Here is a 14,131-nt window from a genome sequence, read left to right as displayed (position 1 = left end):
TGTGGGAACAACACGTATCCGAAGACCCCGGAAGAAGCGTTTTTTGCTTCTGAGGAGGCTGAGGCCGTGCCCACGGAAAGCGAAGTATTCTGACGGAGCGAAAGTCCAAGCACAATTAAGCGTTATGAAAGAAGATTTTCACTATGTCGCATTTTATATCAACTACGCAATTAAAAAGCAACAAACATTGCGAAAAGAGCCTTACTAAAAGAGCAAAAATAAAATCGCAATCTTTTTAGCATAGGTGACATTTTTTCAAAACCCCAGAGTTGGTTCACCAAAACAAAAAGGCCACACTACAAAAAGTAGTATGACCTGATGAAAGTACTTACTTATTCCACCGATAAGATATACGAATAAATCGGCTGATTACCGTTGTGAACTTCGACTTCGATATCTTCATATGTTTCTTCTATATAACTCACCAATGATTCTACTTCGGCATCACTTACATCTTCGCCTTGAAGAATCGTGAGGATCTCATCGTCCACTGTGATCATTTCGTTTAATAATAATTTAACTGTTTGTACTTTATCTGGATCCGTTGCATTAATTTTGCCATCCGCAATTCCCATGAAATTACCCTTTTCAATCGTTATTCCATCAATCTGTGTATCCCGAACAGCATATGTAACCTGTCCCGTTTTTACTTGCTTGCTAGCCTGTTCCATCAATTTTTTATTTTCATTTATGTCAGCCTCAGGATGAAATGCCAAGATAGCGCTAATCCCCTGTGGTATTGTCTTTGTTGGAACAACTTGAACATTATCATCCGCTAATTCTGCGGCTTGTTCTGCTGCCATCACGATATTTTTATTGTTCGGTAAGATTAAAATATTTTTTGCATTTGCCTGTTCAATCGCATCCGTAATATCTTGCGTGCTTGGGTTCATGGTTTGTCCACCTTCAATAACTACGGTTGCACCAAGACTTTCAAGAAGCGTTTTTAACCCTTTTCCCATGGCAACTGTTACAATCGCATAATCCGCTTTTTCTTTTGTTGTGGATTCTTTGTCTTTTTCACCAACGATTGCTGTGTGCTGTTCACGCATGTTTTCAATTTTCATGTTGATCAAACTACCATATTGCTGACCAATTGTTAACACATGGCCAGGGTATTCAGCGTGGACATGCACTTTGGCAATCTCATCATCCGCTACAACCAACAAGGAATCACCATGTTCACTTAATTCATTGCGAAATGATTCTTCATTAAATGGATTTTTAGCTATTTTCTCTTCATCAAACTTAACCATAAACTCCGTACAATAGCCGAACTCGATTTCAGACGTGTCCATAAAATCTTGGGCGAGCTTATGATGTTCAGCATTCACCATTTCATCCATTTCTACGTCGTCTACAGCTTCTTCTGGTAGCTCTTCACCTTTTAATGAAGCAAGAAACCCTTCATAAATTGTGACAAGACCTTGTCCACCAGAATCAACTACGCCAACCTCTTTCAACACCGGTAATAAATCCGGTGTTCGCTTTAAAGAGGCCTTTGCTTCTGTCAGTACTTTTTCCATAACAATAACAACATCAGATTCTTTTTCCGCCTCTTGAACAGCTACATCAGCTGCATCCTTAGCTACGGTTAAAATTGTTCCTTCTACAGGCTTCATCACGGCTTTATAAGCAGTTGCTACGCCATTTTTAAATGCATTTGCGAGATCCTCTGCTGATAAAGTCTGCTGCTTTTCAACACCTTTAGCAAATCCGCGGAATAATTGGGATAAAATGACACCAGAATTCCCTCTGGCCCCCATTAATAAACCTTTAGCGAAAGCATTAGCAACTTCCGATATATTGTCTGACTTCACTTTTTTCACTTCGTTTGCGCCTGAAGTCATGGATAAATTCATATTTGTTCCGGTATCCCCATCTGGAACTGGGAATACATTTAATGCATCAATTTTTTTGGCGTTATTCGTTAAATGGTGTGCTCCAGAGAGTACCATTTGTGCAAAAGTCTTGCCATCTAACGCTCGTACCATACCTGCACTTCCTCCTTATTGACCACGCTAATCTTTTGCTACACGAACTCCTTGAATATAAATATTAACGGAGTCAATCGCTAATCCTAATGATTGATTTAATGTGTATTTTACCTGGGATTGAACATTATGGGCTATTTCAGATATTTTCGTACCATAGCTAACAATAATATACATATCAATATGAAGACGTTCACCATCTTGTCTAACTATAATACCTCTTGAGAAATTTTCTTTACGAAGAATTTCAGCAATACCATCTTTTATTTGATTTTTCGAGGCCATGCCAACAATACCATAACATTCGATTGCAGCGCCCCCTGCAATTGTCGCAATCACATCGTTTGTAATTGTCACATGACCATCATTCGTATTCAATTCAATGGACATTATTATCCTCCTTTAAAACCCATTTATCTTAAGGATATTTTACTACAATAAATCCACTTTTAAAAGCAAACATATTATCCCATCTAACCCCTTCTAACAATGGACGAAATCTTATAATCTGTCAAGTGTTTTCGCTTTATTGACTGACAAGTCCGTATAACAAATACATTGCTAACCGGTCGCTTCCGCTTTTGGTATAAAAAATAAATTGCATTCAAGCTGTACTTGTGATAAATTGTATAAGTAATAAATGACACATGTGAAGAGTAAGGAGGGATTTACATGGCTAGAAAATGTGTTGTAACTGGACGTCAAACTCGCAGTGGAAACCAACGTTCTCACGCTATGAATTCCAACAAGCGTAAATGGAAAGCTAATGTACAAAAAGTTCGTATTATGGTAGACGGCAAACCTAAACGTGTTTATGTTTCTGCACGTGCCCTTAAATCAGGTAAAGTAGAGCGCGTATAATATAGCTTAACATTAGTTCAAGACGAAAAAGGCATCCTATTATAGGGTGCCTTTTTCATGTTCGAACCGTCACAAAAAGTGAGTAAGTAAACGTGTGCTTTTTACAACAAAAAATAAGCTTCTGCCAACCAAATGACAAAAGCCAATTTTTCTTATTTTTCCTTTTTAAAAACACCAATACAGACTCTAACTAATCCGCCAATAAATCTTGGGAGTTTAATCGTATAAAATTTCAATGAGTCCCCTCCTCTAATTACAAACAAAACTTACCTTGGAATCGCTTTATTGATGGCGTCACGACTCTTTATTAGTAATAGTATGCCTTCATTAAAGGAAAAAGTACCATTTTTTAAAAGAAGCTTGTTAGAGATACACAATGTCGACCCCCAGACGACCGTCTGATTAACTAACGGATAATAAAAGCCGTCTAGTGTTAACCCCTTTACATGCTCTGTAAACGGGATGAATGATATAGCAGGATATTTTTCGTCAGCCGTCACCGTATGGGTTCCCGGTTTCACCATTTCAACTCGATTATTTTTATCCACAATAATTCCTTTAATATCATTCTGCAAAATCTGAAAAAGTGTTTGTATGTTTATAAGCTCGTGATCTAACCTACCACCTGTTACACCAAATAAGAATAGCTTTGCTGGTTTCAAGTCATATGCTTTCAAAAGCGCAATCTCTAAATCTGTTTGATCTTTTTCAATCGGATATTCCTCATACCATTTTGCTTTTTCCTTAACATATGCTCTTTCTTCAGATTTTATCGAATCAAAATCCCCAACAGCATAATCTAGGTTGATTTGATGTTTGATCAATGTTAACGCACCACGATCTGCCCCGATCCATACGTCTATATCGCGTTTAAAAGAAGTAAGATCGGGAATTATTTCATGCGGACCATTTCCCACTATGGCAATATTCATGGCGGTTATTCCGATTTTCTTGTTGCTTGGAGAATAGCTTGGATTGCTTGATGACGATCCTCTTTGTTAAATACTGCACTGCCTGCCACTAAGACATCTGCACCAGCGTCTGTACATTGTTTCGCAGTATCAACATTTACACCACCATCAATTTCAATTTCAAATGACAGACCTAGTTCATCTCTCCAGTCCGCAATTTGCTTAATTTTCGGCACTACATGACTAATAAACGATTGACCGCCAAATCCTGGATTGACTGTCATCAGTAAAACGAGATCAACGTCCGGAAGAGCTTGTTTTATCATTTCAGCAGGAGTTGCTGGGTTGATCACAACACCAGCTTTTACCCCCTGACTTTTTATCAATTGAATTGTACGGTGCAGATGTGGACACGCTTCCTGATGCACTGTAATAATTGAAGCGCCGGCACTGGCGAACATCGGAATAAAAGCATCCGGATTTTCAATCATCAAGTGAACATCTAAAGGAAGTGATGTTTTCGGTTTGATCGCTTCAACAATCAGCGGACCAATCGTTATGTTTGGAACAAAGTGACCATCCATAACATCGACATGAATATAGTCTGCTCCACCCTTTTCAACATCGGTTATTTCTTCACCAAGTCTTGCAAAATCAGCTGATAATATGGATGGTGCTATTTTTGTCATTGTTAATACCTCGGCTTTCTAGATTGAATTTCTTCATAAAAATTTACATAGTGTTCATACCTGAATAAGGGAATATCACCGGCTTCAACAGCCTGTTTTACAGCACATTTCGGTTCCTTATAATGCTTACACCCGCGAAATTTGCAGTTTTCTCTCCGTTCTCGTATTTCCGGAAAACAATCGGCTAACATGTCCAAGTCGATCTCATTAAAATCAAGTGAACTAAACCCTGGGGTATCAGCAACCAGCCCACCGTTTACCTCTACTAATTCCACGTGTCTTGTCGTGTGTTTTCCACGTCCTAAACTTTTAGAGATATCTGCCGTTTTCAACAGCAGAGATGGTTTTAATGCATTTAATAAAGATGATTTTCCTACCCCAGATTGTCCAGCAATAACAGTTACTTTTTTTGCGAAATAATCGATTAAATTGGATAGGGCCTCAGGCTGTTTTGCCGACAGTAATTCTACTGAATAGCCAATTTGCTGGTAATGCTTCTGATAACTTTCGATTCTTTCTTTTTCTTCACCAGCGATTGCATCCATTTTTGTAATAAAAATTACTGGTTCAATCCTTTTTGCTTCAATTAAAACAAGGAATCGGTCAAGCAACAATGAGTTAAAATCAGGCATGATGGCAGAACTGACGATAATCGCTTGATCAATATTTGCTATTGGTGGACGGATTAATTCGTTCTCCCTTGATTTAATTTCTTGAATGTATCCTTCATTGGGATTACTTTTATCAAACGACACAAAATCCCCAACTAGTGGGGTGATGTTCTTGTTACGAAAAACACCACGTCCCCTGCACTGATATACCTTATCTTCTGCTTGAACATAATAAAATCCGCTCAACGCTTTAATAATTCTACCATCTGCCATTTATTCACCCTCTTCATATGAAACCGTTTTGTCAATCACCACGTCATCATCACGAATCACTTTATATTCCGCATTTTTATCCGGTGATATTGTTAACGTTATCGTAAATTCCGTGTCCTTCATTATCGTTTCTTGTTCTGCTACATCAGATATAGAACGGTTCGCATCCTCAATATAAATTTTCACAGTTTGCTCCCTTGGTTGTTCTTGATTTTCATCTGTTGGTTCGTCTGGATTATATGCCACGTTAAATGTAATCGTTTTTGATGCTGGTGGCTTTTCTTTTGGGCCTGTCGAAATATATACATCAACCGTTGATCCTTCCCCTAATTTCGTGTTTGGTTCTGGATCCTGTTTTATAACTTCTCCTTCAGGTGTGCTGTCCGAATGTTCTTCGATGACATTTATTTTAAAGTTTTGATCATCCAGATATGTCCTCACCTCGTCCTTTGTCATGCCCTTTAGATTGTTGAGAGAGGCTAATTCCGGTCCATTACTAATTTCAAAAATAACCCTAGTTTCGCTTGGGATAACTTCTGAATCTGGTGTCGGCTGAATTTGTGTAATGATTTCACCTGCTGGTTTATCGGAGTATTTCTCATAAGAAATGACTTCCTGATAATCCTCATCCTCCAGTAACCGTTTTACTTGGCTAAAATCTTTGCCAACATAATCAGAAAAAGTTACCTTTTCCCTTCCTTGGCTGACAAAAACAGTGACTGGGGACTCCTCTTTTACTGTTTTACCGACACGAGGATCTGTTTTAACAACAATTCCTTCCTCAACATCTTCTGAATACATCATTTCCTTTTCAATTTTTAAATTTAATTTCTCTAATTCGTCCACGGCATCATCATATTCCATATCAACAACATTAGGAACATCTACATCCTTAGGTTGCAAAACCCCTGGAATGATAAATAATGCTGCTACGCCAGATGCCAGCAATATAAACAGGATGACCGCAATAATGATCCACTTTTTCTTCTTGTTTTTGCCCTTGTTCTTCTTTTTGTTCTTTTTTTTCTTGCTTTTTTTAGGTTTTTCGACCGCTTCTTCATTGTACTTTTTCGTATTTCCATTTGTCTGGTGGACGATAGTATCCTGATTAGTAGGAAAATGTTGCAGTTGATCATCTGTAATAATTGGGATTGCCTTTGTTTCTTCCCCGACTTCAACTGGTGGTGTATATCTATCCTCATTAATCTTATCTGGATCTAAAGCCGATTCAAGTGCATCTTCCATATCGTAAACAGTATCATACCGATTTAATGGATCTTTTGTTGTTGCTTTTAATACGATGTTTTCAACGCTTTGTGGGACATCCTGATTAAAACGTCTTACAGAAGGTGTATCACTTTGTAAATGCTTTAAAGCGATTGAAACCGGAGATTGCCCTGAAAATGGAAGTCTGCCTGTTAAAAGTTCAAACAGTACAATTCCCAATGAATAAATATCCGACTTCTTAGTGGCCATACCTCCACGAGCTTGTTCTGGCGAAAGATAATGAACAGACCCTAATATTGAATTTGTTTGAGTCAATGATGTAGCACTAAGCGCAACGGCAATACCGAAATCTGTTACCTTGATTTGTCCATATGTATCAATTAAAATATTCTGTGGTTTAATATCACGGTGAACAATATCATTTGCATGTGCATGCGCAATTGCCGAACCAATTTGTTTCATAATATCTAACGCTTTTTCAACTTCAATTGGTCCGTATTTCTGTATGTATTCTTTCAATGTCATCCCATCGACATATTCCATTACCATATATAAAATATTATCTTCTTCACCAACATCGTAAATATTTACAATGTTTGGATGGGAAAGGCTCGTCGCTGACTGAGCTTCTCGATCAAAACGGGCGATAAATTCCTCATCATTTGCATACTCAAGCCGTAAAACCTTAATCGCTACATCTCGATCCAATATGATATCATTCGCCAAATAGACGTTGGCCATCCCACCGCCACCGATAGTTCCTTTAATCCGATAACGTTCATTCAATAGGTGCCCTTCTAACACGGAATTTCACCTTCTTCCTGAGGAACATCATATTGGACAAGTATAAGTGAAATATTATCTTCGCCGCCTAGTTCATTCGCTAAATGAATCAACTGTTGTCCTTTTTCCTCCATATCCTGTTGACGTTGAATACGCTCACCCAACTCATCATCTGTTAATTTATCGGTTAAACCATCGGTACACAATAATAAAATATTCCCGGAATCCCATTCAAGGCTTCGAATGTCTGATTCAACATACTCTTCTGTTCCAACGGCTTTCAATACAACATTTTTTCTAGGATGATGTTGCGCATCTTCTTTTGTAATTTGACCAGATTGAACGAGTGCATTAACCAATGAATGGTCTTCTGTTAGTTGGTTAAATCCATTTTCATTTACAAGATAACAACGGCTGTCTCCAACATGTGCAACGGTGATAAATTCATCAGTACAGATCGCAATTACAATTGTTGTACCCATTCCTTGACATTCTTCATTGTTTGATGCGTACTCAAATAATGCTTTATTCATCTCTTGAATTGAGTCTCTTAGCCAAATTTCGATTTCATCTGGTGTCTGAAGCTGGTTACTTTGCTCCCATTTTTCCTTGATGAGAGTCGTAGCCATTTGACTAGCAACATCACCAGCTTTATGCCCACCCATACCATCAGCAATAATCGCTAAAAATTGCCCATAACGGTTATGATAAATCCCCCCAGAATCTTCGTTATGGTTTCTAATTTTACCACGATCTGTAAAAAATTTACCTATCATCCTTTCACCCCTTAAAAAACCTCGTTACCTCTCCATTCATTACCTACATTATGACATGAAATAACCATGAAAAGAATGTTTTTTGTCACTTTTTTCTAAACCGTGTAAGGAAAAATCCATCCGTTTGAAAGGTTTGCGGAAAAATCTGTAAACCATAATCCGTTTTCCCTGGTGATTGATTTAAATCAGACGGTAACCCTTCAAAAAAAGCTTGGTCTATTTTATAATCAGTTTGTTGCTGTAAAAAAGCTTTCACAACTCCATCATTTTCTTCTTGGTCAACTGTACAAGTACTATATATCAATAAGCCACCTTTTTTCAATAGTGGTGCTACATGTTGCAAAATATCACTTTGAATTTGAGCCAATCGTCCGATATCCGTCTCACTTTTATTATATTTGATCTCTGGTTTACCACGTATAACACCCAACCCAGAGCATGGTGCATCAACAAGAATCCGATCAAAGCTCTCTTTCTCATGAACCGCTTGTAACTTTCTTGCATCTGCCTGATCCGCAATGATATTGGACAGATTTAGATCCAATGCCTTTTTTTCAATCATTTTTGCTTTTTTCAAATGGAGGTCATATGCATGTAATGTTCCGTGATTTTGCATTTTCTCCGCAATATGCGTTGCTTTCCCCCCTGGTGCACTACATGCATCCAGAATTTTCATACCTGGTTCTACATCGAGCATTTCCGCAACAAGCATCGAACTTTGATCTTGAATCGTGATGTAGCCATTATTAAACAAGTCTGTTTTTAAAATATTCCCCTTATCAATAATAATTCCTTGATTTGAAAAGTCGGACGTTCTTACTTCCATTCCTTGCTCACGCAAAATACGGATCACTTCTTGCCGAGAAATTTTTAATGGTTGTACACGAACAGCTAATGGCTTGCGTACTATATTTGCTTCACACATTTCTTTAGTAATCTGTTCTCCATACATGGTCAGCCAACGCTTCACAAGCCACACTGGATGACTTGTTTCGATTGATAATCGTACAGCTGTGTCCTTAATTGTTTTTGTTTCCGGGACCCCATTACGTTGCATGCTTCTAAGTACACCATTTACAAACGAAGCGATTCCCTTATGCCCTTTTTGTTTCGCAATTTCAACTGCCTCATGAATGATTGCATGATCGGGAATTTTATCTAAGAAAACCATTTGATAAACAGACATCCGTAATAGCATCCGTACCCAGGGCGCTACTTTTTTCTTAGAATCGACAAAAGCTTCCAAATAAAAATCCAATGTCAATTTGCGTTGAAACGTTCCATAGACAATTTCCGTTAATAGCCCTTCGTCTTTTGGATTAATTTTACCTGTTTTAAGCTCATGGTTAATTAATAAGTGGCTATAGGCTCCGTCTTTCTCCATTCTTACCAAAATATCGACAATTGTTGCTCTTAGATCATTACTCATCTATCAATCACCCATTTTCATCCCTGGTTTGATCCGATCTGGTGAACCATGCAAATATTCCTTAACTGTCATTCGCTTTTTGCCTGCTGGTTGGATTTCCTTGATTCGTACACCTTGGTGATTTCCACAAACTACGGTAAATGCTTCCTCATCAATCTTTATGATTTCTCCAGGTGTTCCCTCATATGTTTTATCATCAATTTCTCCCCACCATATTTTCATTGGTTTATTTTGATAAGTAGTAAAGGCGACAGGCCAAGGATTTAGTCCTCTGATTTGGTTGTAAATATCGATGTTATGATTATTCCAGTCAATTTTCTCCTGATCTCGTTTAATATTTGCTGCAAATGTAGCTTCTTGATCATTTTGTTTAATCGGCGTAATGGAATGTGCTGCTAGTTTGGGCAATGTTTCGAGTAATAAATCCGCACCTGCTTGGGACAGTTTATCATGCAGTAAACCAACATGATCATCTTTAGCAATTGGTACCTTGACTTGTGTTAAAATATCCCCGGCATCTAACTTTTCAACCATATACATAATCGTTACACCGGTTTCTTGCTTTCCTTGCAAGATAGCATAATGGATTGGTGCACCACCACGAAGTTCCGGTAACAACGAGGCATGGACATTGATACAACCGTATTCCGGAACTGCTAACAATTCTGATGGTAGTATTTGTCCATATGCCGCCGTGATAATTAAATCCGGTTTATAATCAATAATTTCTTGATAGTTATTTTTTAATTTTTCGGGTTGAAAGACCGGGATATTTAGCTTTTCCGCTGACTCTTTTACTGGTGGTGGAGTCAGTACCTTCTTCCTGCCTTTTGGTCGATCCGGCTGTGTGACAGCTAACACAACATGATAGTTAGCCTTTACTAAAGCTTGTAGAATTGGTGCCGAAAAATCCGGTGTCCCCATAAATACAATTCGTTCCAATTAAATCCCTACTTCCTACATCAATTGATATGGTTGCATGTCTACTGTAATCAGTAAATCATCTTTCTTAACATCTTCATCAAATTGCTGAATTATTTTCTTGATTAGTTTTCTTAATTGTGGTTCATGCTTGTATTTTATCATGCATTGATAACGATATCTATCCTTCACACGCGTGATGGGCGAAGGGGTCGGTCCTAACACCACTGTATTATTGCTGACATGATTCATTAGTAATTGCACAATCTTTTGTGTCGTTTGAACAGCTTTTACCTGGTTCTCATGTGAAATCGTCATTAAAACTAAATAAACATACGGCGGATATTGAAATGTTTTGCGTGTATTCATTTCTGTTAAATAAAATTGGGAATAATCATACTTACTTGCAAGTTCAATACTATAATGATCAGGTGTATAGGTCTGAACAATGACTTCACCGGGTAGTTCATGTCTGCCTGCTCTACCACTTACTTGTGTTAATAGTTGGAAAGTCTTTTCAGAAGCACGAAAATCAGGCAAATGTAACATAGAATCAGCGGTCAATACACCGACAAGTGTGACATTCTCAAAATCAAGACCTTTCGCAATCATTTGTGTCCCCAGCAGGATATCTGCTTCCTGATTAGCAAATTGCTTTAATAATTTTTCATGTGCACCTTTTCTCCTTGTTGTGTCAACATCCATTCGGATCACACGTGCTTCTGGGATAAGTTGAGTCAATGTCTCCTCCACACGCTGTGTCCCCGTACCAAAATAACGAATTAAATCACTATTACATTCCGGACAAACCATTGGCATTGGTTCTTCATACGAACAATAATGGCATTTTAATTGATTGCTATTTTTGTGGAATGTTAAAGCAATATCACAATGCGGACATTCTTTAACATGTCCACATTCACGACACATGACAAACGTAGAATACCCCCGCCTGTTTAATAGCAATACGATTTGTTCGTTCTTGGCAATACAGTTCTCAATTTTTTCTTTTAACCGTCTTGAAAACATTGTGCGATTACCCGCATGAAGTTCGTTACGCATATCGACAATTTGGACTTCTGGCATACCTTTATCGTTCGTTCGTTTTGTCAAAGTGGCTAATTGATAAACACCTTTCTGTGCCCTTGCATATGATTCCAATGTCGGGGTTGCACTTCCAAGTATAACCGGACACTGATGGACTTCCCCGCGATAAATCGCTACATCCCTGGCATGATAACGTGGTTGGTCTTCTTGTTTATAACTATTTTCATGTTCTTCGTCGATAATAATAATACCAATATTCTCAAATGGAGCGAAAATGGCTGATCTAGCACCAACAACTACTTGTACTTCCTTTCGATGGATGCGCCGCCATTCATCATACTTTTCTCCACTTGATAAAGCGCTATGCAACACAGCTACATTCGAGCCAAATCTTCCTTTAAAACGATGGACCATTTGGGGTGTGAGGGAAATTTCCGGAACTAGCACGATTGCTTCTTTACCATTTTGAATCACATCTTGTATCGCCTGTAAATAAATCTCTGTCTTACCACTACCTGTTACACCATGTAATAAAAAGACATCATGTTGCCCTTCTGAAATCCTCTGTTTAATTGGATTAATGGCCTGTTGTTGTTGTTCGGTAAGTTCCAATGCATTTGTTTTTGTAATCGCATCATCATCATATGGGTTACGAAAAACTTCAACTTTCGATGATGTAAGCAAGTTCTTATCGATTAACTTTTTAATCGTTGGTTGGGTTGTCTCTAAATAACGAATTAATTTAGGCTGTTCAATTGGATCAGGATGTTCAATAAAAAAACCTAACAGTTCCCGTTGTTTTTTTGCGTTTTTTGCTACATCATGTAACGCTTCTTCAAGTAAATAGGTTTCTTTCGCTGGCTGTACCATCATAACGTATTTTTTGGTTATTTTTGATTTCACCAGATAGTTGACGGCTACATCGCCATCTTGAATCGCTTTTTGTACTTGGTAATAACTGATGGACCTATTTGCCAGCTCTTCATAAGGAAAGAAGTCACGCCCAGCGAAAACCATTTCTAAGTCATCTGATAACCTTTCTTCTGTCAACCGAACAAGTTCTTTTTTATATTGAGATTTTAATACTTGTGGCAGCATTGCCTGGTATGAGGTAATATACAAGCTTAACGTCTGATCTGCGAGCCATTTCCCAAGTTTTAGTAATTCATCTGTTAAAACCGGTGTCAAATCTAATACATCAATGATCTTTTTAAGCCCTTTGTGTGTTGACTCCGAAATCAGTTCAACAACAAAACCCATAATTTTTCGAGGTCCAAATGGCACGATCACTCGCATTCCCTTTGTGATCACCTGCTGGAGGTGATCCGGGATTAAATAATCAAAAGTTTGATTAATTGAACTGGCTGGAACGTCTACAATAACTTTTGCTATTTTCACTTTGCTTCATCCTTCATATCAAGGTGAATTAATGTTAGTATCTTTTCAGCCATCTCCTGTTTTGTTGATAAGGTGAGTTCAGTTGATTGTAAATCTTTATTTAGATATGTAGCTACATTCGTATCGCCACCAAACCCTGCACCTTCTGTTGAAACATCATTGATGACAATGGCATCCAGTTGTTTTTTTTGTAATTTGTTTTTGCCATACTCTAAAACATTTGTCGTTTCCGCAGCAAAGCCTACTAAATATTGATGGTTTTTCATTTCTCCCAGAGACTGTAAAATATCTTTCGTTCGTTCCATTTCAACCTGCAAGGTACCGTCCTGCTTTTTCATTTTTTCTTGAAACACCTGTTTTGGTCGATAATCGGCAACGGCTGCAGCCTTTATGACAATATCACTTTCTGAGAAATAGCGATGCATCGCCTCGTACATTTCTTCTGCTGTTGTTACATCAATTCGACGTACATTGTTTCTAAGCAGTTCAAGGTTAGTTGGCCCGGATACAAGCGTAACTTCCGCTCCATAGCTTGCAGCAGCTTCAGCCAGTGCAAATCCCATTTTTCCTGTTGAACGATTGGTGAAAAATCTTACTGGATCAATTTGTTCACGCGTCGGGCCTGCTGAAACTAATACTTTTTTTCCTGTTAAAATAGAACTTTTCGCTTGGTGCTGTTTAATCACTTCGACTATTTGCTCTGGTTCCTCTAGTCTACCTTTACCAACATAACCACACGCTAAATAACCTGCACCAGGTTCAATAAAGTGATATCCCCATTTTTCCAATTGCTGCATATTTTTAACAACAGCAGGGTGTGCATACATATGAACATTCATTGCCGGTGCAACATATATACTAGCTTGTGTAGCCAATAAAGTTGTGGAAAGCATATCATCGGCGATACCACCAGCGATTTTCCCAATGATGTTTGCTGTCGCCGGGGCGATAATCACAATATCTGCCCAGTCTGCTACATCGATGTGAGCAATTTTCTTTGTATCTTTCTCGTCAAATGTATCTATATAAACGGGATTTCTTGATAATGCTTGAAATGTTAATGGGGAAACGAATTTCGCAGCGTTCTCTGTCATCATTACTTTTACATTGGCACCTGCTTGGGTCAGTTTACTTGTTAATGCACATGCCTTATATACTGCAATTCCACCAGAAACCCCTAAAAGAATATTTTTATTTTCAACCATCTGATT

Annotated in this window: 13 protein-coding genes; 1 reads left to right on the top strand and 12 read right to left on the bottom strand. The window is 38.1% G+C overall.

Annotated elements, in window-relative coordinates:
• Positions 1 to 332: 332 nt before the first annotated feature.
• Both ACW2QC_RS06045 and ACW2QC_RS06040 read right to left on the bottom strand, forming a co-directional pair.
• Positions 333 to 1,994 (bottom strand): DAK2 domain-containing protein, encoded by a 1,662-nt coding sequence (locus ACW2QC_RS06045; RefSeq protein WP_457543081.1) that lies wholly within the window; start codon positions 1,992 to 1,994, stop codon positions 333 to 335.
• 27 nt (positions 1,995 to 2,021) lie between these two features.
• On the bottom strand, positions 2,022 to 2,384 hold the full coding sequence (locus tag ACW2QC_RS06040; RefSeq protein WP_457543080.1) for an Asp23/Gls24 family envelope stress response protein: 363 nt from the start codon (positions 2,382 to 2,384) through the stop codon (positions 2,022 to 2,024).
• A 282-nt stretch (positions 2,385 to 2,666) separates the two neighbouring features.
• Here ACW2QC_RS06040 and rpmB point away from each other — a divergent pair, with 282 nt between their 5' ends.
• Positions 2,667 to 2,855 carry a 50S ribosomal protein L28 gene (gene rpmB, locus ACW2QC_RS06035; protein WP_106497665.1) on the top strand — a complete coding sequence of 63 codons (189 nt, stop codon included), beginning with the start codon at positions 2,667 to 2,669 and terminating at the stop codon, positions 2,853 to 2,855.
• 152 nt (positions 2,856 to 3,007) lie between these two features.
• Here rpmB and spoVM read toward each other — a convergent pair whose 3' ends face one another.
• The 10 genes from spoVM to coaBC all read right to left on the bottom strand — a co-directional run bounded on the left by spoVM (position 3,008) and on the right by coaBC (position 14,125).
• The gene (gene spoVM / locus ACW2QC_RS06030; protein ID WP_106497666.1) at positions 3,008 to 3,091 is read right to left on the bottom strand and encodes a stage V sporulation protein SpoVM; all 84 of its coding nucleotides are present in this window, start codon (positions 3,089 to 3,091) and stop codon (positions 3,008 to 3,010) included.
• A gap of 30 nt (positions 3,092 to 3,121) precedes the next feature.
• On the bottom strand, positions 3,122 to 3,787 hold the full coding sequence (locus ACW2QC_RS06025) for a thiamine diphosphokinase (RefSeq protein WP_457543079.1): 666 nt from the start codon (positions 3,785 to 3,787) through the stop codon (positions 3,122 to 3,124).
• Between the two features lie 5 nt (positions 3,788 to 3,792).
• On the bottom strand, positions 3,793 to 4,455 hold the full coding sequence (gene rpe, locus ACW2QC_RS06020; protein ID WP_457543078.1) for a ribulose-phosphate 3-epimerase: 663 nt from the start codon (positions 4,453 to 4,455) through the stop codon (positions 3,793 to 3,795).
• A 2-nt stretch (positions 4,456 to 4,457) separates the two neighbouring features.
• Complete coding sequence (gene rsgA / locus ACW2QC_RS06015; protein WP_457543077.1) at positions 4,458 to 5,339, bottom strand: ribosome small subunit-dependent GTPase A; 882 nt, start codon at positions 5,337 to 5,339, stop codon at positions 4,458 to 4,460.
• Positions 5,340 to 7,370: a Stk1 family PASTA domain-containing Ser/Thr kinase gene (gene pknB, locus ACW2QC_RS06010; protein WP_457543076.1), complete on the bottom strand. Its 2,031-nt coding sequence runs from the start codon at positions 7,368 to 7,370 to the stop codon at positions 5,340 to 5,342.
• A complete protein-coding gene (locus ACW2QC_RS06005) occupies positions 7,364 to 8,125 on the bottom strand; it encodes a Stp1/IreP family PP2C-type Ser/Thr phosphatase (protein ID WP_457543075.1) in 762 nt (253 codons plus the stop codon). The genes pknB and ACW2QC_RS06005 overlap by 7 nt, the downstream gene beginning before the upstream one ends.
• Before the next feature lie 85 nt (positions 8,126 to 8,210).
• Positions 8,211 to 9,554 (bottom strand): 16S rRNA (cytosine(967)-C(5))-methyltransferase RsmB, encoded by a 1,344-nt coding sequence (gene rsmB / locus ACW2QC_RS06000; RefSeq protein ID WP_457543074.1) that lies wholly within the window; start codon positions 9,552 to 9,554, stop codon positions 8,211 to 8,213.
• Positions 9,555 to 9,557: 3 nt separating this feature from the next.
• A complete protein-coding gene (fmt, locus tag ACW2QC_RS05995; RefSeq protein WP_457543073.1) occupies positions 9,558 to 10,496 on the bottom strand; it encodes a methionyl-tRNA formyltransferase in 939 nt (312 codons plus the stop codon).
• Positions 10,497 to 10,511: 15 nt separating this feature from the next.
• Positions 10,512 to 12,920: a primosomal protein N' gene (priA, locus tag ACW2QC_RS05990; RefSeq protein ID WP_457543072.1), complete on the bottom strand. Its 2,409-nt coding sequence runs from the start codon at positions 12,918 to 12,920 to the stop codon at positions 10,512 to 10,514.
• Entirely contained in the window at positions 12,917 to 14,125 is a 1,209-nt protein-coding gene (gene coaBC / locus ACW2QC_RS05985) for a bifunctional phosphopantothenoylcysteine decarboxylase/phosphopantothenate--cysteine ligase CoaBC (RefSeq protein WP_457543071.1), read from the bottom strand. The genes priA and coaBC overlap by 4 nt, the downstream gene beginning before the upstream one ends.
• Positions 14,126 to 14,131: the final 6 nt, after the last annotated feature.

The sequence above is a fragment of the Virgibacillus sp. FSP13 genome (assembly GCF_054048505.1).
Note: the sequence above shows the minus strand (reverse complement) of the source record. Positions and strands in the feature narration are given on the sequence as shown.

What these genes read in the sequence shown, in the direction of transcription:
- ACW2QC_RS06045 (WP_457543081.1), bottom strand. Translation starts at nt 1,994, where the DNA reads ATGGTACGAGCGTTAGATGGCAAGACTTTTGCACAAATGGTACTCTCT.
- ACW2QC_RS06040 (WP_457543080.1), bottom strand. Translation starts at nt 2,384, where the DNA reads ATGTCCATTGAATTGAATACGAATGATGGTCATGTGACAATTACAAAC.
- rpmB (WP_106497665.1), top strand. Translation starts at nt 2,667, where the DNA reads ATGGCTAGAAAATGTGTTGTAACTGGACGTCAAACTCGCAGTGGAAAC.
- ACW2QC_RS06025 (WP_457543079.1), bottom strand. Translation starts at nt 3,787, where the DNA reads ATGAATATTGCCATAGTGGGAAATGGTCCGCATGAAATAATTCCCGAT.
- rpe (WP_457543078.1), bottom strand. Translation starts at nt 4,455, where the DNA reads ATGACAAAAATAGCACCATCCATATTATCAGCTGATTTTGCAAGACTT.
- rsgA (WP_457543077.1), bottom strand. Translation starts at nt 5,339, where the DNA reads ATGGCAGATGGTAGAATTATTAAAGCGTTGAGCGGATTTTATTATGTT.
- ACW2QC_RS06005 (WP_457543075.1), bottom strand. Translation starts at nt 8,125, where the DNA reads ATGATAGGTAAATTTTTTACAGATCGTGGTAAAATTAGAAACCATAAC.
- rsmB (WP_457543074.1), bottom strand. Translation starts at nt 9,554, where the DNA reads ATGAGTAATGATCTAAGAGCAACAATTGTCGATATTTTGGTAAGAATG.
- coaBC (WP_457543071.1), bottom strand. Translation starts at nt 14,125, where the DNA reads ATGGTTGAAAATAAAAATATTCTTTTAGGGGTTTCTGGTGGAATTGCA.